The sequence below is a fragment of the Streptomyces purpureus genome (assembly GCF_014648195.1).
GTDB classification, from domain to species: Bacteria; Actinomycetota; Actinomycetes; order Streptomycetales; family Streptomycetaceae; genus Streptomyces; species Streptomyces purpureus.
Genome location: NZ_BMQQ01000013.1, coordinates 147,527 through 168,787, shown reverse-complemented (window position 1 = coordinate 168,787; position 21,261 = coordinate 147,527). Strand labels below are relative to the sequence as shown.

Genomic DNA, 21,261 nt, shown 5'->3' with positions numbered 1-21,261 from the left:
GGGCGCCGGGGCACGCTCACCCCTCGCTCCTCCGCCGGATCTTGCTCCCCAGCCACACCAGCGGGTCGTACTTACGGTCGACCGCCCGCTCCTTCAGCGGGATGAGCGCGTTGTCCGTGATCCTGATCCCCTCCGGGCAGACCTCCGTACAGCACTTGGTGATGTTGCAGTAGCCGAGCCCATGCTCCTCCTGCGCGGCCCGCTTGCGGTCGAGCCCCGCCTCCCCGGCCGCGTCCAGGGGGTGCATGTCCAGCTCCGCGACCCGCATCAGGAAGCGCGGCCCGGCGAAGGCGGCCTTGTTCTCCTCGTGGTCGCGCACCACATGACAGGTGTCCTGGCACAGGAAGCACTCGATGCACTTACGGAACTCCTGGGACCGCTCCACATCGATCTGCTGCATCCGGTACTCACCCGCCGCCAGGTCCTTCGGCGGCACGAAGGAGGGCACCTCGCGTGCCTTGGCGTAGTTGAAGGACACGTCCGTCACCAGGTCGCGGACGACCGGGAACGCCCGCAGCGGCGTCACCGTGACCGTCTCCTCACGCGAGAAGACCGACATCCGGGTCATGCACAGCAGCCGTGGCCGGCCGTTGATCTCGGCGCTGCAGGAGCCGCACTTGCCGGCCTTGCAGTTCCAGCGCACCGCCAGATCCGGCGCCTGGGTCGCCTGCAGCCGGTGGATGATGTCGAGGACGACCTCGCCGTCGTGGACCTCGACCGCGAAGTCCTTCAGACCGCCGCCGTCGCCGTCGCCCCGCCACACCTTGAACCGTGCCTCGTACGTGCTCACTCGTAGAGCTCCTCTTCGGCGAGGTACTTGACCAGCTCCTCCTTCGCGAAGAGGGCGAGCAGGTCGGGACGGATGGGCTCGGTGCGCTGCCGTACGAGGGCGATCCGGGCGGCGGCCGGGTCCGCCGGGGCCGGCTCGACCGGGCGGCACACCAGATTCACCGGGCGCCAGGCCCGGTCCATGGAGGGGTAGTCCTCGCGGGTGTGTCCGCCGCGGCTCTCCGTGCGCTCCAGGGCCGACAGCGCGATGCACTCGCTGACCAGCAGCATGTTCCTCAGGTCCAGGGCGAGGTGCCAGCCGGGGTTGAACTGCCGGTGCCCCTCCACGCCCGCCCGCCGGGCCCGTACGCGCAGCTCGGCCAGCCTCTTCAGGGCCTTGGCCATCTCCGCCTCGCGCCGGATGATGCCCACCAGGTCGTTCATCGTCTGCTGGAGCTCCTGGTGCAGCGCGTACGGGTTCTCGGCGCCGTCCTCCGCGCGGAAGGGGGCCAGCGCCTCGGCCGCCGCGGCGTCGATCACCTCCGCCGGCACCTCGTCACGCCGGTCCATGACGGCGGCGTGCTCGGCGGCGTGCGCCCCGGCGCGGCGGCCGAAGACCAGCAGGTCGGAGAGGGAGTTGCCGCCCAGCCGGTTGGAGCCGTGCATGCCGCCCGCGACCTCACCGGCCGCGAAGAGCCCGGGCACCCCGACGGCGGCCGCGGTCTCCGACTCGACGGCGACCCCGCCCATCACGTAGTGGCAGGTCGGCCCGACCTCCATGGCCTCCGCCGTGATGTCCACGTCCGCCAGTTCCTTGAACTGGTGGTACATGGACGGCAGTCGCCGCCGGATGGTCTCGGCCGGCATCCGGGTGGAGACGTCCAGGAAGACCCCGCCGTGCGGGGAGCCCCGCCCCGCCTTCACCTCGGCGTTGATCGCGCGGGCGACCTCGTCGCGGGGCAGCAGCTCGGGCGGGCGCCGGTTGTTGTCGGGGTCGTCGTACCATCGGTCGCCCTCCTCCTCGGTCTGCGCGTACTTCTCCTTGAAGACCTCGGGGATGTAGTCGAACATGAACCGCTTGCCCTCGGAGTTGCGCAGCACCCCGCCGTCGCCGCGCACCGATTCGGTGACCAGGATCCCCTTCACCGACGGCGGCCAGACCATCCCGGTCGGATGGAACTGCACGAATTCCATGTTCACCAGCGACGCGCCGACGAGCAGCGCCAGCGCGTGCCCGTCCCCGGTGTACTCCCACGAGTTGGAGGTCACCTTGAAGGACTTGCCGATGCCGCCGGTCGCCAGGACCACGGCCGGGGCCTCCAGGACGAAGAAACGCCCCGACTCGCGCGCGTAGCAGAAGGCCCCGGCGACCCGGTCGTGCGCCTTGAGGACCTGCGTGACCGTGCACTCCTGGAAGACCTTGAGCCGGGACTCGTAGTCCCCGGTCCGCTCGAAGTCCTCCTGCTGCAGGGCGACGATCTTCTGCTGGAGCGTACGGATCAGCTCGAGTCCGGTCCGGTCGCCGACATGGGCGAGCCGGGGGTACTCGTGCCCGCCGAAGTTGCGCTGGGAGATCCGGCCGTCGGCGGTGCGGTCGAACAGCGCGCCCCAGGTCTCCAGCTCCCAGACCCGGTCGGGCGCCTCGCGCGCGTGCAGCTCGGCCATCCGCCACTGGTTGAGGAACTTCCCGCCGCGCATGGTGTCGCGGAAGTGCACCTGCCAGTTGTCGTTCTCGTTCACATTGGCCATGGAGGCGGCGATGCCGCCCTCGGCCATCACCGTATGGGCCTTGCCGAAGAGGGACTTGCAGATCACGGCGGTACGGGCGCCGCGCTCCCGCGCCTCGATGGCGGCCCGCAGCCCGGCCCCGCCCGCGCCGACCACGACGACGTCCCACTGCTGCCGGTCCACATGAGCCATGTCAGAAGATCCTCGGGTCGTCGAAGGTGCCGGTCGCGAGCAGGTACACGTAGAAGTCGGCGAACGCGACGCTGAACAACGAGGTCCAGGCCAGCAGCATGTGATGGTCGTTCAGCCGGCCCACCAGGCCCCAGAGGCGGTAGCGCACCGGATGCCGGGAGAAGTGCCGCAGCCGGCCGCCGACGATGTGCCGGCAGGAGTGGCAGGAGAAGGTGTACGCCCAGATCAGCACGATGTTGACCAGGAAGACGACGGTGCCGAGCCCGGCGTGCCCCCAGGCGTAGGAGGCGTCGCGGAAGGCCAGGACGGTGTCGTAGGTGAGGATCCCGGCGACGGGGAGTGCGGCGTAGAAGAAGTACCGGTGGATGTTCTGGAGGACCAGCGGGAAGCGGGTCTCGCCGGTGTACTTCCGGTGCGGCTCGGCGACCGCGCAGGCCGGCGGAGAGGCCCAGAAGCCGCGGTAGTAGGCCTTGCGGTAGTAGTAGCAGGTCAGTCGGAAGCCGAGCGGGAAGATCAGGATCAGCAGGGCGGGGGACAGGCCCCACCAGCTGCCGAAGATCTCCCAGTTGGGGCCGGCCTTCATGGGGACGCAGTTCTCCGCCAGGCAGGGCGAGTAGAACGGCGAGACGTACGGGGCGGCGTAGTAGTCGCTGTTCGAGAACGCCCGCCAGGTCGAGTACACGACGAAGGCGAGCAGTCCGGCCGCGGTGAGCGCGGGGGCGAGCCACCAGCGGTCGGTACGCAGGTGCCGGGCGGCGATGGCGGCGCGCGAGGCTTCGTGCACACCGCCCCCGCGGCCCGTGGCGAGATCGGCTGGGTCGGTGCCTGTGGCCAACGAGGTCTCCTAGGGCGGGTGCCGGTCGGGGGCTCGCGTCTGCCCGGGACGCGTACCGGGCACCGGGGCGGATGCGACGGCGGGGCGTACGCCGGTGTCAGGGCGCGTGTCGGTCGCGTGCGCCGAGGCCCTCGTCGTCCGTGTCCGTCCACAGGGCGCTGTTGTACGGGGCGTCGGGGATGGTCACCATGCCTTCGGGCCGGCCCCTCGGAGGCAGGGGCTGGGCGCCCTGCTCCGCGGCGATGCTGCGTTCCAGCTGTCCGACCGTGCGGACCAGATCTTCGAGGCTGCGCTTGACGGCCGCCAAATCGTCCTGCAGGGACATGAGTTGCCCTCACTTCCGCGATCGCGGGTGGCAAACACGCGCCTGAGAGTGTTGCGCGTCACATCGCCGTTGTGAAGTGGTGTGCACGGATTCCACTCGTCTGGGGGCGCGCCTCCGCGTGTTTCCGGACGAGGCCCGTGACGGACGTCCGGCGGCCGTTGGGCCGCACGGGTGGGTTTGCGGACCGTGTCGCCGTGTCGTCGTCACCGGGCCCATTTTTTCCTCTTCAGTGTATGGGCAATAGGTGTGATCATCTCTAAATTCACAAAACAGGACGAAGAGGTACAGCCATGTCCCAGGTCGGCGCCGCCCCTCGCGGGAGGACATGCTCCCGGAGCCCCCGCTCCCGCACACTCCGCTCCGTTGCCCTCGTCACCAGCGGGGTGCTCGCCGTCACCGTCCTCGCCGGCTGCAGCTCGGACGAGGACGGCGGCGGCAAGGCCGCCCCCCAGGACCTCGCCCCGGCCGCCCGCGACCAGATCACCGACGGCGGCACGCTGAAGTGGGCCGTCGACACCGTGCCCGCCACGCTCAACACCTTCCAGGCCGACGCCGACGGCACCACCGCCCGGATCGCCGGGGCCGTCCTGCCCGCGCTCTACACGCTGGACGCGCGGGGCCGCCCGCAGCTCAACCCCGACTACCTGGAGTCCGCGCAGATCATCGAGCGCGAGCCGAAGCAGGTCGTCCTCTACAAGCTCCACCAGCAGGCCGTGTGGAGCGACGGCCGGGAGATCGGCGCGCCGGACTTCGTCGCCCAGTGGCGGGCGCTGAGCGGCAAGGACACCGCGTACTGGACCGCGCGCAACGCCGGGTACGAGCGGATCGAGAAGATCGAGCGGGGGGCGAACAACCTGGAGGTCCGGGTCACCTTCGCCAAGCCGTACGCGGACTGGCAGTCCCTCTTCTCGCCGCTGTACCCCAAGGAGGTCATGGGCTCGCCGGCGACCTTCAACGACGGGGCGCGCACCCAGCTGAAATCCACCGCAGGACCGTTTCAGCTGAAGGGTCTCGACGCCAAGGCCGGCACCGCCACCCTCGTCCGCAACCCCCGCTGGTGGGGGCAGCCCGCCAAGCTCGACACCATCGTCCTGAAGTCGGTCCCCCGGGCGGACCGGGCCTCCGCGCTTGCCGCCGGCACGGTCGACCTGGCCGAGATCGACCGGGCGGCGGCCGAGCGGATCACGCTCGCGGCCAAGCCGGCCCAGGGCGGCAAGGACAAGGCGGCTGCGCACGGACCGGGCACCGGGACCACCCCGTCGGGCGCGCTGAAGTCCTGGTCGCTGGCGAACGGCTCCGACAAGGAGACCGCCGGACTCGTACAGGCCGCCCGCAAGCGCAACCAGGCGGCCCTCGCCCGCTACGTCACCGAACAGCGCTCGCTGCGCGACTACGTCGTACGCAAGTCGCTGGAGCCCGCCTACACCCAGCTCTCCCTGAACGGCGAGTCCGGGCCGCTCGCCGACGAGCGGGTGCGCCGGGCGGTGGCCCGCGCGCTGGACCGCCAGGCGCTCGCCGAGACCGTACTGACCCCGCTGGGCCTGCCCGCGCAGCCGCCCGGCAGCCACCTGGCGCTCGCCGGACAGGCGGCGTACGCCGACAACAGCAACGCGCTCGGCGGCCAGGACACCAAGGAGGCGGAGGCGCTCCTCGCCGACGCGGGCTGGACGAGGGGCGGCGCGCGCAAGCCGGCCGGCGCGAAGGCCGGCAGCGAGGCCAGTCCAGGGCAGAGCGCCGACCCGGCCGGCAAGACCGACGCCGCCGACGAGGCCGACCAGAACCAGGCCGACAAGGCCCAGGCTGACAAGAACAGCAGCGGCGACCAGAAAGCCGAGAAATCCAAGGAAGCGGACAAGGCCTCCAACGAGGGGCTCTACATCGTCGGCGACGACAAGCCCGGCGGCTCCGAGCCGCGCATCGGCGGCGGCCAGGAGCCGGGCATCAACATCCTCGCGCCGGGCTTCGGCGCCGCGCTCCAGAGCGTCGGCCTGCTGCGCCAGGCCCAGCTCCTCGAAGCGGCCGCGGACGGCACGGTCGACACCCGGGCCGACGGCCGCTCCGAGGCCCAGGGCGCGGCCGACCGCCCGGTCGCCGGGGCGTACGCGCCACGCGGCACCGCCGCCCCCGCCCCCGCCCCCGAGGCGGCCGGCCCGCTCGGGAAGAACGGGCAGCCCCTGACGCTCAAGTTCGTCCTGCCCTCCGGCCCGGGGTCGGAATCCCTGCGGGCGGTCGGCGACAAGATCGTGCGGATGCTGGACCGGGTCGGGATCCGTACGGACATCGTCAAGGTTCCCGACGAGAACTTCTTCAAGGACCACGTCGCCGCCGGCGAGTACGACCTCGCCCTCTTCTCCTGGCCGGCCTCCGCCTTCCCCGCGACCGACGCCCGGCCGATCTACGCCAAGCCGGAGCCCGCCTCGGACGGCTCGCTGCTGGTGGAGCAGAACTACTCCCGGGTCGGCACCGACCGTATCGACCAGCTGTTCGACCAGGCGGTGGGGGAGCTCAACGAGAAGACGGCACGGGACCTGGTCCGCCAGGCCGACGCCCGGATCTGGGCCGCAGCCGGATCCATCCCCCTCTATCAGCGCCCCCAGCTGGTCGGCGCCCACCAGGGAATCCGGAACGCAGGAGCCTTCGGCTTCGCCACTCCCCGCTACCAGGACATCGGCTGGAAGAAGGCGCCGTCCGCCGGTGGCCCGAAGAACACCAAGAAGTAACCGGAACGACAATCTCGCAGGTCAGAACCTCAAGACCAGCTCAATTCACTTGCCCGCCGGCCTCGCCGGCGGGCAAGATCGCTCTGCCCTCGACCCGGGCCGTTCTCCCCGCGCCCCCAGCGCACCCGCACACCACCTTCCAGCCATCTCCCGGCCTGCTCAAACAGCCCCTGGATCGCACTCCTGATCGGGCCGGGAAGCCTCTCGCGTGAAGGCCCCGTACCATAGGAGGCAGCCGTGGCGCGTCCGCCCGGCGGGCGTACGAGGACCGAGACTCTCTGCGACGCCTGATCCCACGATCCGAGAGAAGCGCAAGCCACTCATGCCCACGCGCCACGACATCCGTAACGTCGCCATCGTCGCCCACGTCGACCACGGCAAGACGACCATCGTCGACGCCATGCTGAAGCAGGCGGGTGCCTTCGCCGCCCACCAGCAGCTCGACGACCGCATGATGGACTCGAACGACCTGGAGCGTGAGAAGGGCATCACGATCCTCGCCAAGAACACGGCGGTGAAGTACCACCCCAAGGACGGCGGGGCCCCGATCACGATCAACATCATCGACACCCCCGGCCACGCCGACTTCGGTGGTGAGGTCGAGCGCGGTCTGTCGATGGTCGACGCCGTCGTTCTGCTGGTGGACGCCTCCGAGGGTCCGCTGCCCCAGACCCGCTTCGTGCTCCGCAAGGCCCTCCAGGCCCGGATGCCGGTCATCCTCTGCATCAACAAGACCGACCGCCCGGACTCCCGGATCGACGAGGTCGTCAACGAGACCTACGACCTCTTCCTCGACCTGGACGCCGACGAGGACCAGATCGAGTTCCCGATCGTCTACGCCTGCGGCCGTGACGGCATCGCCTCGCTGACCAAGCCGGAGGACGGCACCGTCCCGGCCGACAGCGAGAACCTGGAGCCGTTCTTCTCCACGATCCTCGAGCACGTCCCGGCCCCGACGTACGAGGAGGATGCGCCGCTCCAGGCCCACGTCACCAACCTCGACGCCGACAACTTCCTCGGCCGTATCGCGCTGCTCCGCGTCGAGCAGGGCGAGCTCCGCAAGGGTCAGACGGTCGCCTGGATCAAGCGTGACGGCTCGGTCTCCAGCGTCCGCATCACCGAGCTGATGATGACCGAGGCGCTCACCCGCAAGCCGGCCGAGGTGGCGGGCCCCGGTGACATCTGCGCCGTCGCCGGTATCCCGGACATCATGATCGGCGAGACCCTGGCCGACCCGGAGAACCCGATCGCGCTGCCGCTGATCACGGTGGACGAGCCGGCCATCTCGATGGTCATCGGTACGAACACCTCCCCGCTGGTCGGCCGCGGCGGCACGGGCAAGGGCGCCGACGCCAAGGCCGCGGTCAAGGACCGCAAGGTGACCGCCCGCCAGGTCAAGGACCGCCTCGACCGCGAGCTGATCGGTAACGTCTCGCTGCGCGTGCTGGACACCGAGCGCCCCGACGCCTGGGAGGTGCAGGGCCGCGGTGAGCTGGCGCTGGCCATCCTGGTCGAGCAGATGCGCCGTGAGGGCTTCGAGCTGACCATCGGCAAGCCGCAGGTCGTCACCAAGGACGTCGACGGCAAGGTCCACGAGCCCGTCGAGCGCATGACGATCGACGTGCCCGAGGAGCACATGGGCGCCGTCACCCAGCTCATGGGTGTCCGCAAGGGCCGGATGGACAACATGTCCAACCACGGCTCCGGCTGGGTCCGCATGGAGTTCGTCGTTCCGTCCCGCGGCCTCATCGGCTTCCGTACGGAGTTCCTGACCCAGACCCGCGGCACCGGTATCGCCCACTCCATCCACGAGGGCCACGAGCCGTGGTTCGGCACCCTGCAGACCCGTAACAACGGTTCGCTGGTCGCCGACCGCGCGGGCTCGGTCACCGCGTTCGCGATGACCAACCTCCAGGAGCGCGGTGTGCTGTTCACCGACCCCGGCACCGAGGTGTACGAGGGCATGATCGTCGGCGAGAACTCCCGGGCCGACGACATGGACGTGAACATCACCAAGGAGAAGAAGCTCACCAACATGCGGTCCTCGTCGGCCGACTCCTTCGAGGCGATCGTCCCGCCGCGCAAGCTCTCCCTGGAGCAGTCCCTGGAGTTCTGCCGCGACGACGAGTGCGTCGAGGTGACCCCGGAGGCGGTCCGTATCCGCAAGGTCGTCCTCGACCAGAAGGAGCGCGGCCGCGCCGCCTCGCGCGCCAAGCACGGCTGACCGTGACCCCGTCCCGGCCCTCGGCCGGGCAGCGGCACCACCACTGACATCGCGTCAGTAAGGCCCGGGCCCCCGCAGACACTGTGGGGGCCCGGGCCTTTCGTCAAATCGATATTCCAGGCCAGCCCTTGCCCATGTGTCCGGTTATCGGGCGTCGCTCTCCGGAACGTGTGTTAACGGTCCGTTTCGCGGGTGTCTGTCTGTGCTCAGTTTGTCCGGATTTCGATCCTGCGTCCCTTGTCGATGTTGTCAAAACGAGACCCTTTAAGTGTGGTTTACCGCCCGGACGTACTTAATAGTTGGCTCCATTGAGCTCGGGTCAATGGGTCACGCGCTGTGGGGAGCGCCGACTCACGAGCACACTCAGGACACTTGAGTCATCGCCGTCAGGGGTGTCGGCGAACCTCGAAGTGTCCTTCTTGTAGTGACAAGTGGACTCATGAGGAGGAACCCATGCGCGGTGCCAAGAGCGCCAAGTGGGTAGCGGGCGCGATAGTCGTCGCCCTGGCAGCGACCGCCTGTGGCGGGGGCAACGGCAGTGGCAGCGACGCCAAGGGTGAAGTTGACCCGAACGGCATCTACTCGATCGAGGTGGGCGAGCCGGAGAAGCTCCTGCACCCCGCCGACACCATGGAGTCCAACGGCTCCATCGTCATGAGCGGTCTGTTCGCTCAGCTCGTGGACTACACGCCGGACGGCAAGCTCACCATGGTGAACGCCGAGTCGGTCGAGTCGAAGGACTCGAAGGTGTGGACCGTCAAGCTCAAGAAGGGCTGGACGTTCCACGACGGCACCCCGGTGACCTCCAAGTCCTACGTGGACGCGTGGAACTGGGCCGCCAACGTCGACAACAAGCAGGGCAACGCGTCCTGGTTCGGCGACATCCTCGGCGCGGAGAAGCTCCTGCCGGAGAAGGAGGGCGCCAAGCCCACCGCCGACAAGCTGGACGGCCTGAAGGTCGTCGACGACTCGACCTTCACCATCACGCTGAAGAGCCCGGTCCCGTACTTCGCCTACAAGCTCGGCTACGAGGTCTTCTCGCCGCTGCCGGAGTCCTTCTACAAGGACCCGACCGCCGCGGGTAAGAAGCCGGTCGGCAACGGCCCGTACAAGTTCAAGTCCTGGGACAACAAGAAGCAGATCGAGATCGTCCGCTTCGACGACTACAAGGGCCCGAACAAGGCGAAGAACGGTGGTGTGATCTTCAAAAACTACACCACCCTCGAGGCCGCCTACGAGGACCTGAAGTCCGGCAACGTCGACGTGCTGCGCCAGATCGCGCCGAAGGACCTCCCGGTCTACCGCGCGGACCTCGGCGACCGCGCCGTGGACCAGTCGTACTCCTCGATCCAGACCCTGGCCATCGCGTTCTACGCGGACCAGTGGAAGAAGCCCAAGAAGATCGACCCGAAGGTCATCCAGGGCCTCTCGATGGCGATCGACCGCGCGACCATCACCAAGACGGTCCTCCAGGGCACCCGTGAGCCCGCGACCGGCTGGGTCGCCAAGGGCGTCCTGGGTCACCAGGAGAACGGTGCCGGCGACGTCACCAAGTTCGACCCCGCCAAGGCCAAGGAGCTCATCAAGGCCGGCGGTGGCGTCCCGAACAACGCCATCTCCATCCAGTTCAACGCCGACGGCGGCCACAAGGAGTGGGTCGACGCGGTCTGCAACAGCATCACCCAGGCCACCGGCGTCAAGTGCGTCGGCGACGGCAAGCCGGACTTCCAGGCCGACCTCCAGGCCCGTAAGTCCAAGCAGGTCAAGTCGATCTACCGGTCCGGCTGGGCGCTCGACTACCCGGTCAACTCCAACTTCCTCCGTGACCTGTTCCAGACGGGTGCTTCCGGCAACCAGGGTGACTTCAGTGACCCGGCCGTCGACGCCAAGATCAAGGCGGCGGACAGCGCGAAGACCCTCGACGAGTCGGTCAAGGCCTACCAGGCGCTGGAGAAGGAGCTGGTCAACTACATGCCCTCCATCCCGCTCTGGTACTACAAGGTCAACGCGGGCTACTCCGAGAAGGTCACCGGCGTGACCTACGCGCAGGACGGCGACCCGAACATCGAAGAAGTTCAGGTCCTGAAGAAGTAATCATCCAAGCGTAGTCCGCAGGCTGCCACGGGGGTTGACGATCTGTCAGCCCCCGTGGCAGGCACCTTACGCAGCGGTCGGGGGGCCCTTCCACGACACTCGCGCACCCACCGGGTCGCGGGTGCCGCGGGAGGGCCTGTCCGGCTGCGGCTGTCACATCTCACGGAGGCATGATGGGGCGCTATGTCGTACGACGACTGCTCCAGATGATCCCGGTCTTCATCGGGACGACCCTGCTGATCTTTCTGATGGTCTACAGCCTGCCCGGCGACCCCGTGGCGGGGCTGTTCGGCGACAAGGCCGCCAACCCGGCGACGGTGGCGAAGATCAGACATGACCTGGGTCTGGATCTGCCGATCCTTCAGCAGTACTGGAATTACATGTCAGGCATCGTCCTGCACTTCGACTTCGGCAACCAGATCGCCAGCGGGCGCCCGGTGACCGACGTCCTGGGTGACGCCTTCCCGGTGACCCTTCAGCTCGCCGCCCTGGCCTTCGCGTTCGAGCTGATCTTCGGCATCGGCCTCGGTGTGATCGCCGGTCTGCGCGCGGGCCGCCTGGCCGACAACGCCATCCTGATCTTCACCCTGCTGATCATCTCGGTGCCGGTCTTCGTGCTCGGCTTCATCATCAAGATGGTCTTCGCCTTCGAGCTCGGCTGGATCGCCCCGAACGTCAGCAACGACCAGCTGCTGTCCGAGATGATCGCCCCGGCCGTGGTGCTCGGTGGTCTCTCGCTCGCGTACGTCGCGCGCCTCACCCGTACCTCCATGGCCGAGAACCTGCGCGCCGACTACATGCGCACCGCCGTCGCCAAGGGCCTGCCCCGGCGCCGGGTCATCGGTGTGCACCTGATGCGCAACTCGATGATCCCGGTCGTCACCTTCCTCGGCACCGACATCGGCGCTCTGATGGGCGGCGCGGTCGTCACCGAAGGCATCTTCAACGTCAAGGGTGTCGGCGGCATCATCTACGAGTCGATCATCCGTCGTGAGGGGACCACGCTGGTCGGTCTCGTCACCGTCCTGGTGCTCGTCTACCTCGTCACCAGCCTGCTCATCGACCTGCTGTACGCGGTCCTGGACCCGAGGATCCGTTATGCCTGACGTGACCAAGACCGTCGCCGCAGTCGAGGATGCCGTCGCACCTCCGTCCGCCGCGCAGCCGGCTCCGGCGAAGAACAAGGACAAGGCCCGCAGCCTCTGGGGCGACGCCTGGCAGGACCTGCGCCGCAACCCGTACTTCCTGGTCTCCTCGGTGCTGATCTTCATCCTGCTGGTCATCACCGCCTTCCCGTCGCTGTTCACCAGCGCCTCGCCCACCGTCGGCGACCTGGTGCACCACTTCAACGGCAAGCCCGAGCTCGGCAAGGTCGGGTCGGAGGGCTGGCTCGGCTACGACGGCCAGGGCCGCAGTGTCTACGCCCGACTGATCTACGGCACCCGTGCCTCGGTCATCGTCGGCATCTGCGTCACGCTGATCGTCACCGTGATCGGCTCGATCATGGGCATGATCGCCGGCTACTTCGGCGGGGTCGTCGACGCCGTGCTGTCCCGGATCACCGACATCTTCTTCGGTATCCCCTTCCTGCTCGGCGCCATGGTCGTCCTGCAGTCCTTCACCGAGCGCACGGTCTGGGTGGTCGTCTTCGCCCTCGCCTTCCTCGGCTGGACCCAGATCACCCGCGTCATGCGCGGTGCGGTCATCACCATCAAGCAGGCCGACTACGTCCACGCCGCCAAGGCGCTGGGCGCCGGCACCGGCCGCATCCTGCTGCGCCACATCATGCCGAACGCCATGGCGCCGGTGATCGTCGTGGCGACCATCGCGCTGGGCGGCTACATCTCGGCCGAGGCGACCCTGTCGTACCTCGGTCTGGGCCTGTCGTCCCCCACCATCTCGTGGGGTGTCGACATCTCGGCCGGCGTCAACCAGATCCGAGTGGCGCAGCACATCCTGCTGTACCCCTCGATCATGCTGAGCCTCACCGTTCTGGCGTTCATCATGCTCGGCGAAGCCGTCCGCAACGCCCTCGACCCCAAGCTGCGCTGAGGAGGGCGTAACTCGTGACCACTGTCGACAAAACCGCGACCGTCCCCTCGCCGCGCGAGGGCGACACACACGACGGTCCGCTGCTCGAAGTCCGTGACCTGCACGTGGAGTTCCACACCCGCGACGGTGTGGCCAAGGCGGTCAACGGCGTCAACTACTCCGTGAACGCGGGCGAGACGCTCGCCGTGCTCGGTGAGTCCGGCTCCGGAAAGTCCGTCACCGCCCAGGCCATCATGGGCATCCTCGACATGCCGCCCGGCAAGATCCCGCAGGGCGAGATCTTCTTCCGCGGCGAGGACATGCTCAAGATGTCCTACGAGGAGCGGCGCAAGATCCGCGGCCGGAAGATCGCGATGATCTTCCAGGACGCGCTGTCCTCCCTCAACCCGGTCCTCACCGTCGGCTACCAGCTCGGCGAGATGTTCCGGGTCCACCACGGCCTGTCCAAGAAGGACGCCAAGGCCAAGGCCATCGAGCTGATGGACAAGGTCAAGATCCCGGCCGCCGCGGCGCGGGTCTCGGACTACCCCCACCAGTTCTCCGGCGGTATGCGCCAGCGCATCATGATCGCGATGGCGCTGGCCCTGGAGCCGGACCTGATCATCGCGGACGAGCCGACCACCGCGCTCGACGTGACCGTCCAGGCCCAGGTCATGGACCTGCTCGCGGAGCTTCAGCGCGAGTACAACATGGGTCTGATCCTGATCACCCACGACCTCGGTGTGGTCGCCGATGTCGCCGACAAGATCGCGGTCATGTACGCCGGCCGGATCGTCGAGCAGGCGCCGGTGCACGAGCTGTACAAGCGCCCGGCCCACCCGTACACCCGGGGTCTGCTCGACTCGATCCCGCGCCTGGACCAGAAGGGCCAGGAGCTGTACGCGATCAAGGGTCTGCCGCCCAACCTGCTGCGCGTGCCGTCCGGTTGCGCCTTCAACCCGCGCTGCCCCAAGGCGGACGACATCTGCCGCACGGAGATCCCGGCGCTCGCTCCGGTGACGGAGCAGGACGGCACGGAGCTGCCCGGCCGCGGCAGCGCGTGCCACTTCTGGAAGGAGACGATCCATGGCTGACCTCGGAAAGAAGGACGAGGCCGTGGACGCGACCCCGAACGTCACCGACGTGGAGACGGTCGACGCCGCCACCGAGGCGGAGGCCGTGGCCGCCATCGAGGCGCCGGTCGAGCGGGGCGAGCCGATCCTGCAGGTGCGCAACCTGGTCAAGCACTTCCCGCTGACCCAGGGCATCCTCTTCAAGAAGCAGATCGGCGCGGTCAAGGCCGTGGACGGGGTCTCCTTCGACCTCTACCAGGGCGAAACCCTCGGCATCGTCGGCGAATCCGGCTGTGGCAAGTCCACCGTCGCCAAGCTGCTGATGAACCTGGAGCGGGCCACCGCAGGCGAGGTCTTCTACAAGGGCCAGGACATCACCAAGCTGTCCGGCCGCGCCCTGAAGGCCGTCCGCCGCAACATCCAGATGGTGTTCCAGGACCCGTACACCTCGCTGAACCCGCGGATGACCGTCGGCGACATCATCGGCGAGCCCTTCGACATCCACCCCGAGGTGGCCCCGAAGGGCGACCGGCGCCGCAAGGTGCAGGAACTCCTCGACGTCGTCGGCCTCAACCCGGAGTACATCAACCGGTACCCGCACCAGTTCTCCGGCGGCCAGCGCCAGCGCATCGGCATCGCCCGAGGCCTGGCGCTCAACCCCGAGATCATCATCTGCGACGAGCCGGTCTCGGCCCTGGACGTCTCCGTCCAGGCGCAGGTCGTCAACCTGATGGAGAAGCTCCAGGACGAGTTCAACCTGTCCTACGTCTTCATCGCCCACGACCTGTCGATCGTCCGGCACATCTCGGACCGGGTCGGCGTGATGTACCTCGGCAAGATGGCCGAGATCGGTACGGACGTCCAGATCTACGACCACCCGACGCACCCCCTACACCCAGGCGCTGCTGTCGGCGGTCCCGGTCCCGGACCCGGAAGCCCGCGCCAACCGCGAGCGGATCATCCTCACCGGAGACGTCCCCTCGCCGGCGAACCCGCCGTCCGGCTGCCGCTTCCGCACCCGCTGCTGGAAGGCGCAGGACAAGTGCTCCACCGAGATGCCGCTGCTGGCGATCCCGGAGCGCTTCCAGGGCCAGGACATCCCGGCGGCGCACGAATCGGCGTGCCACTTCGCCGAGGAGAAGGACGTGGTCCACGCGTCCTGACACGCGGTACATGACAGGGGAGCCGCCCGGACCATTTCGGTCCGGGCGGCTCCGCCATTTTTTTGGGGCTCGGTTCGCCTCCGGGCGCTTTGAGCGTGCGCCGACGGTCGATCGTGCTCGGCCCCCTCGTGCCTCGCGGGCCTGCGCGCGTTCTCCCTTTCGGCGCCCGCGCGCCCTTCGGCTCACTCGCCGGGCGATCGGGGTGGCCCTCAAAGTGTCGCCGGCGCCCGAACAGCCGACCACAACATGCGTACCGTCCGGTTTCGAGGTGATATGGGCCAAAGCAAGATCCAGAACCTCGGGAGGCACTCCATGCGCGGAGCCACGCGCGCCAAGTGGGCCGCAGGCGCCGCCGCCGTCGCCCTGGCCGCGACCGCCTGCGGCGGCGGAAGCGACACCGGCGGTGGTGGTGCCGACGGGATCGTCTCCTCCTCCTGGGGAGACCCGCAGAACCCGCTCGAACCCGCGAACACCAACGAGGTCCAGGGCGGCAAGGTCCTGGACATGATCTTCCGCGGGCTCAAGCGGTACGACCCCAAGACCGGCGAGGCCGAGGACATGCTCGCCGAGAAGATCGAGACGACCGACGCGACCAACTTCACCATCACCGTCAAGGACGGCTGGACCTTCTCCAACGGCGAGAAGGTCACCGCGAAGTCCTTCGTCGACGCCTGGAACTACGGCGCCAACCTCAGGAACAACCAGCGCAACGCCTTCTTCTTCGGCCAGATCGAGGGCTACGACCAGGTCCACCCCGAATCAGGCCAGCCCAGGGCCGACACCATGTCCGGCCTCAAGGTCGTCGACGACCGGACCTTCACGGTCAAGCTCACCCAGAAGTTCTCCACCTGGCCCGAGACCCTCGGCTACGCGGCCTTCTCCCCGCTGCCCCGGGCGTTCTTCGACAACCACGACGCCTGGATCGCCAAGCCCGTCGGAAACGGCCCGTACACCGTCGACTCGTACACCAAGGGCTCCCAGATGGCCCTCAAGCGCTGGGACGCCTACCCGGGCGAGGACAAGGCCCAGAACGGCGGCGTCACCCTCAAGGTCTACACCGACAACAACACCGCCTACACCGACCTGACCGCCGGCAACCTCGACCTCGTCGACGACGTGCCCGCCTCCCAGCTGCGCAACGTCCAGGCCGACCTCGGCGACCGGTACATCAACAGCCCCGCCGGCATCATCCAGACCCTCGCCATCCCGTACTACGACAAGGCCTGGAACACCCCGAACGGCGCCAAGCTCCGCACCGGCATCTCCATGGCGATCAACCGCCGGCAGATCACCGACACGATCTTCCAGAAGACCCGCACCCCGGCCAAGGACTGGACCTCGCCGGTCCTCGGCGCCGACGGCGGCCACAAGGACACGCTCTGCGGCGACGCCTGCTCCTACAACCCCGCCGAGGCCAAGCGGCTGGTGGCCGAGGGCGGCGGCATCCCCGGCGGCACGATGAGGATCTCGTACAACGCCGACACCGGCTCCCACAAGGAGTGGGTGGACGCCGTCTGCAACTCCATCAACCGGGCGCTCGGCAACGACCGGGCGTGCGTCGGCAACCCGGTCGGCACCTTCGCCGACTACCGCAACCAGATCACCCAGCTGAAGATGTCGGGCCCCTTCCGGGCCGGCTGGCAGATGGACTACCCGCTCATCCAGAACTTCCTCCAGCCGCTGTACTACACCAACGCCTCGTCCAACGACGGCAAGTGGACCAACGCCGAATTCGACAACCTCATCGACCAGGCCAACGCCGAGACCGACACCCAGAAGGCCGTCGGCCTCTTCCAGCGGGCCGAGGAGGTCCTGCGGGACGACATGGGCGCCATCCCGCTCTGGTACCAGAACGGCAGCGCCGGCCACTCGGATCGGGTCTCCAACGTCACGCTGAACCCCTTCAGCGTCCCCGTCTACCACGAGATCAAGGTCAACTGACGCCGGACGGCGCACGGCCCGGCGTTTCACGGACGCCGGGCCGTCCCCTTTCCCCGACGACCCCCGGAGCCCCTGATGGGACGTTATGTGATCCGGCGGCTGCTGCAGATGATCCCGGTCTTCTTCGGCGCCACGCTGCTGATCTTCCTGATGGTGAACGTGATGGGCGACCCCATCGCGGGCCTCTGCGGCGACCGCGAGTGCGACCCGGCCACCGCAGCGCAGCTGCGCCGCGAGTTCGGCCTCGACAAGCCCGTGGGCCAGCAATACCTGACCTACATGGGCAACGTCTTCACCGGCGACTTCGGCACCGCCTTCAACGGCCAGAAGGTCACCGAGCTGATGGCCACCGCCTTCCCCGTCACCATCCGCCTCACCATCGTCGCGATCCTCTTCGAGATCGTCATCGGCATCACCCTCGGCGTCCTCACCGGTCTGCGCCGCGGCCGCCCCGTCGACACCGGCGTGCTCGTGCTGACCCTCGTCGTCATCTCCGTACCGACGTTCGTCACCGGCCTGCTGCTCCAGCTGCTGCTCGGCGTGGAATGGGGCTGGATCAAACCGGCCGTCTCACCCGAGGCCACCTTCGGTGAACTCGTCGTCCCCGGCCTCGTCCTCGCCTCCGTCTCCCTCGCGTACGTCACCCGGCTCACCCGCACCTCCATCGCCGAGAACCGGCGCGCCGACTACGTCCGCACCGCCATCGCCAAGGGCCTCCCGCGCCGCCGCGTGATCTCCCGTCACCTTCTGCGCAACTCGCTCATCCCCGTGGTCACCTTCATCGGCACCGACATCGGCGCCCTGATGGGCGGTGCCATCGTCACCGAGCGGATCTTCAACATCCATGGCGTCGGCTACCAGCTCTACCAGGGCATCGTGCGCCAGAACACCCAGACCGTCGTCGGCTTCGTGACCGTGCTCGTGCTGGTGTTCCTCGCGGCCAACCTGATCGTCGACCTGCTGTACGCCGTCCTTGACCCGAGGATCCGCTATGCCTGAGCCGCAGTACGAGGACGGTCAGACCATGGCCCCCACCGGAGCCGGAGGAGCGGTGGACCTCGCGACGAGCGAGGGGGAAAGGCTGGAACGGCCTCCATCAGCCGCCTCCGGCGGACAGGCCCCCGCGGGCCCCGAAGGGAGCCCCACCGGCAAACCCCGCAGCCTCTGGTCGGACGCCTGGCGCGACCTGCGCCGCAACCCCGTCTTCCTCATCTCCGGCGTCGTCATCCTCTTCCTGGTCCTCGTCTCGCTGTGGCCCTCGGCGCTCACCTCCGGCAACCCCCTCGACTGCGACCTCGCCAAGGCCCAGCAGGGCTCCCAGCCCGGCCACCCCTTCGGCTTCGACGGCCAGGGCTGCGACGTCTACACCCGTACGGTCTACGGCGCCCGGACCTCCGTCACCGTCGGCGTCCTCGCCACCCTCGGCGTCGCCGTCCTCGGCAGCGTCCTGGGCGGGCTCGCCGGATTCTTCGGCGGCGGCTGGGACGCCGTCCTCTCCCGGATCACCGACATGTTCTTCGCGATCCCGGTCGTCCTCGGCGGCCTGGTCCTGCTCTCCGTCGTCACCAGCAGCACCGTCTGGCCCGTCATCGGCTTCATGGTGCTCCTCGGCTGGCCGCAGATCTCCCGGATCGCCCGCGGCTCGGTCATCACCGCCAAACAGAACGACTACGTCCAGGCCGCGCGCGCCCTCGGCGCCTCCAACTCACGGATGCTGCTGCGCCACATCACCCCCAACGCCATCGCGCCCGTGATCGTCGTGGCGACCATCGCGCTCGGTACGTACATCGCCCTGGAGGCGACCCTGTCGTACCTCGGCGTCGGGCTGAAGCCGCCGACCGTCTCCTGGGGCATCGACATCTCGGCCGCCTCCCAGTACATCCGCAACGCCCCGCACATGCTGCTCTGGCCGGCCGGCGCGCTGGCGATCACCGTGCTCGCGTTCATCATGCTCGGCGACGCCGTACGCGACGCCCTCGACCCCAAGCTCAGGTAGGCGCCCATGCTGCTCGACGTACGCGACCTGGAGGTCGAGTTCCGCACCCGCGACGGCGTCGCCAAGGCGGTCAACGGCGTCAACTACAGTGTCGAGGCCGGCCAGACGCTCGCCGTCCTCGGCGAGTCCGGCTCCGGGAAGTCCGTCACCGCCCAGGCCGTCATGGGCATCCTCGACATGCCGCCCGGCCGGATCACGGGCGGTCAGATCCTCTTCCAGGGTCAGGACCTGCTCACGCTCAAGGAGGAGGAGCGGCGCAGGATCCGCGGCGCGAAGATGGCGATGATCTTCCAGGACGCGCTGTCCTCCCTCAACCCCGTGCTCAGCGTCGGCGCGCAGCTGGGCGAGATGTTCGAGGTCCACCGGGGCCTGTCGCGCAAGGACGCCCGGACCAAGGCCGTCGAACTCATGGACCGGGTCCGCATCCCCGCCGCCAAGGACCGCGTCGGGGACTATCCGCACCAGTTCTCCGGCGGCATGCGCCAGCGCGTCATGATCGCGATGGCGCTCGCCCTGGAGCCGGACCTGATCATCGCGGACGAGCCAACCACCGCCCTGGACGTCACCGTCCAGGCCCAGGTCATGGATCTGCTGGCGGAGCTTCAGCGCGAGCTGGACATGGGCCTGATCCTGATCACCCACGACCTCGGTGTCGTCGCCGACGTCGCCGACAAGATCGCCGTCATGTACGCCGGCCGGATCGTCGAGAACGCCCCCGTCCACGAGATCTACAAGGCACCGGCCCACCCCTACACCCGCGGCCTGCTCGACTCGATCCCCCGCCTGGACCAGAAGGGCCAGGAGCTGTACGCGATCAAGGGCCTGCCGCCCAACCTCATGAACATCCCGCCCGGCTGCGCCTTCAACCCACGCTGCCCGCTCGCGCGGGACATGTGCCGCACCGACGTACCGCCGCTGTACGAGGTGTCCGAGAGCCGGACCAGCGCATGCCACTTCTGGCAGGAGGCCCTGCATGCCTGAGGCGATCCTGGAGGTCCGTGGTCTCGTCAAGCACTACCCCCTCACGCGGGGCATCCTCTTCAAGAAGCAGATCGGCTCCGTCAAGGCCGTCGACGGCGTCGACCTCGACCTGCTGGCCGGGGAGACGCTCGGCATCGTGGGGGAGTCCGGCTGCGGCAAGTCCACCCTGGCGAAGATGCTGGTCCACCTGGAGCGGCCGACGGCCGGCGCGATCCGCTACAAGGGCGAGGACGTCACCAAGCTGTCCGGGCGCGCCCTGAAGGCCGTCCGCCGCAACATCCAGATGGTGTTCCAGGACCCGTACACCTCCCTCAACCCCCGTATGACCGTGGGCGACATCATCGGCGAGCCGTACGAGATCCACCCCGAGGTCGCCCCGAAGGGCTCGCGCCGCCAGAAGGTCCAGGAGCTGCTGGACGTCGTCGGCCTCGATCCGGAGTACGTCAACCGCTATCCGCACCAGTTCTCCGGCGGCCAGCGCCAGCGCATCGGCATCGCCCGCGGCCTGGCGCTCCAGCCGGAGATCATCGTCGCCGACGAGCCGGTGTCCGCCCTCGACGTCTCCGTCCAGGCCCAGGTCGTCAACCTGCTGGAACGCCTCCAGTCGGACTTCTCGCTCAGCTACGTCTTCATCGCCCACGACCTGTCCATCGTGCGGCACATCTCCGACCGGGTCGGCGTGATGTACCTGGGCCGGATCGTGGAGCTGGGCGAGGACGCCGAGATCTACGACCACCCCACGCACCCGTACACCCAGGCGCTGCTGTCCGCGGTCCCGGTCCCCGACCCGGAGGCCCGCGTCCACCGCGAACGCGTCATCCTCACCGGCGACGTCCCTTCCCCGGCGCACATCCCCTCCGGCTGCCGCTTCCGCACCCGCTGCTGGAAAGCCCAGGAACGCTGCGCCCTGGAGGTCCCGCTGCTGGCGGTCCCGGCGGTCTTCCGCCTGACGGAGGGCCCCGCCAGGCACGACTCGGCCTGCCACTTCGCCGAGGAGAAGCACGTCGTCCCCCACGAGGAGCCCCCGCGCCCGCGGCCGCTGGAGTCCGAGCCGGAGGCTTGACCGTCCGAGCCGCCGGAGCCGGGGCCCGAAGGGGTTTAACACGGCCGCAACTCCGCCGACCACATACCGATATCCGGACCCGCCACCCTGGACACCGTACGGCCGTGCGGGTGCCGTAGGCCGGCCG

Annotated in this window: 15 protein-coding genes and 1 pseudogene; 12 read left to right on the top strand and 4 right to left on the bottom strand. The window is 68.7% G+C overall.

Annotated elements, in window-relative coordinates; genetic code table 11:
- Window positions 1–16: 16 nt before the first annotated feature.
- From IEZ01_RS18530 to IEZ01_RS18515, 4 genes are all read right to left on the bottom strand, one after another.
- Entirely contained in the window at window positions 17–790 is a 774-nt protein-coding gene (locus IEZ01_RS18530; RefSeq protein ID WP_019889170.1) for a succinate dehydrogenase/fumarate reductase iron-sulfur subunit, read from the bottom strand.
- A complete protein-coding gene (locus tag IEZ01_RS18525) occupies window positions 787–2,688 on the bottom strand; it encodes a fumarate reductase/succinate dehydrogenase flavoprotein subunit (RefSeq protein WP_189202653.1) in 1,902 nt (633 codons plus the stop codon). Before IEZ01_RS18525 ends, IEZ01_RS18530 begins: the two co-directional genes overlap by 4 nt.
- Before the next feature lies 1 nt (window position 2,689).
- Window positions 2,690–3,523, bottom strand: a complete 834-nt coding sequence (gene sdhC / locus IEZ01_RS18520) for a succinate dehydrogenase subunit SdhC (RefSeq protein WP_019889173.1) — start codon at window positions 3,521–3,523, stop codon at window positions 2,690–2,692.
- A gap of 97 nt (window positions 3,524–3,620) precedes the next feature.
- Window positions 3,621–3,848, bottom strand: a complete 228-nt coding sequence (locus IEZ01_RS18515; protein WP_019889175.1) for an Rv0250c family protein — start codon at window positions 3,846–3,848, stop codon at window positions 3,621–3,623.
- A gap of 290 nt (window positions 3,849–4,138) precedes the next feature.
- Here IEZ01_RS18515 and IEZ01_RS18510 point away from each other — a divergent pair, with 290 nt between their 5' ends.
- The 12 genes and pseudogenes from IEZ01_RS18510 (at window position 4,139) to IEZ01_RS18455 (ending at window position 21,134) form a co-directional block, all read left to right on the top strand.
- A complete protein-coding gene (locus IEZ01_RS18510) occupies window positions 4,139–6,568 on the top strand; it encodes an ABC transporter family substrate-binding protein (RefSeq protein WP_028797930.1) in 2,430 nt (809 codons plus the stop codon).
- Between the two features lie 322 nt (window positions 6,569–6,890).
- Window positions 6,891–8,792, top strand: coding sequence for a translational GTPase TypA (gene typA, locus IEZ01_RS18505; protein WP_019889178.1), 1,902 nt, complete (start codon window positions 6,891–6,893; stop codon window positions 8,790–8,792).
- A gap of 453 nt (window positions 8,793–9,245) precedes the next feature.
- Window positions 9,246–10,886, top strand: coding sequence for a peptide ABC transporter substrate-binding protein (locus IEZ01_RS18500; RefSeq protein WP_019889179.1), 1,641 nt, complete (start codon window positions 9,246–9,248; stop codon window positions 10,884–10,886).
- Between the two features lie 173 nt (window positions 10,887–11,059).
- On the top strand, window positions 11,060–11,992 hold the full coding sequence (locus IEZ01_RS18495) for an ABC transporter permease (protein WP_028797931.1): 933 nt from the start codon (window positions 11,060–11,062) through the stop codon (window positions 11,990–11,992).
- On the top strand, window positions 11,985–12,938 hold the full coding sequence (locus tag IEZ01_RS18490; protein WP_019889181.1) for an ABC transporter permease: 954 nt from the start codon (window positions 11,985–11,987) through the stop codon (window positions 12,936–12,938). The genes IEZ01_RS18495 and IEZ01_RS18490 overlap by 8 nt, the downstream gene beginning before the upstream one ends.
- Window positions 12,939–12,952: 14 nt before the next feature.
- Entirely contained in the window at window positions 12,953–14,011 is a 1,059-nt protein-coding gene (locus IEZ01_RS18485) for an ABC transporter ATP-binding protein (RefSeq protein ID WP_019889182.1), read from the top strand.
- Window positions 14,004–15,153: pseudogene (locus tag IEZ01_RS18480) on the top strand (ABC transporter ATP-binding protein). Before IEZ01_RS18485 ends, IEZ01_RS18480 begins: the two are co-directional and overlap by 8 nt.
- Before the next feature lie 312 nt (window positions 15,154–15,465).
- The gene (locus IEZ01_RS18475; RefSeq protein WP_189202651.1) at window positions 15,466–17,094 is read left to right on the top strand and encodes a peptide ABC transporter substrate-binding protein; all 1,629 of its coding nucleotides are present in this window, start codon (window positions 15,466–15,468) and stop codon (window positions 17,092–17,094) included.
- A 75-nt stretch (window positions 17,095–17,169) separates the two neighbouring features.
- Window positions 17,170–18,093, top strand: a complete 924-nt coding sequence (locus tag IEZ01_RS18470; protein ID WP_019889185.1) for an ABC transporter permease — start codon at window positions 17,170–17,172, stop codon at window positions 18,091–18,093.
- Window positions 18,086–19,090: an ABC transporter permease gene (locus tag IEZ01_RS18465; protein ID WP_019889186.1), complete on the top strand. Its 1,005-nt coding sequence runs from the start codon at window positions 18,086–18,088 to the stop codon at window positions 19,088–19,090. Before IEZ01_RS18470 ends, IEZ01_RS18465 begins: the two co-directional genes overlap by 8 nt.
- Window positions 19,091–19,096: 6 nt before the next feature.
- Window positions 19,097–20,071 (top strand): ABC transporter ATP-binding protein, encoded by a 975-nt coding sequence (locus tag IEZ01_RS18460; protein WP_019889187.1) that lies wholly within the window; start codon window positions 19,097–19,099, stop codon window positions 20,069–20,071.
- Window positions 20,064–21,134 carry an ABC transporter ATP-binding protein gene (locus tag IEZ01_RS18455; protein WP_189202649.1) on the top strand — a complete coding sequence of 357 codons (1,071 nt, stop codon included), beginning with the start codon at window positions 20,064–20,066 and terminating at the stop codon, window positions 21,132–21,134. Before IEZ01_RS18460 ends, IEZ01_RS18455 begins: the two co-directional genes overlap by 8 nt.
- Window positions 21,135–21,261 lie beyond the last annotated feature (127 nt).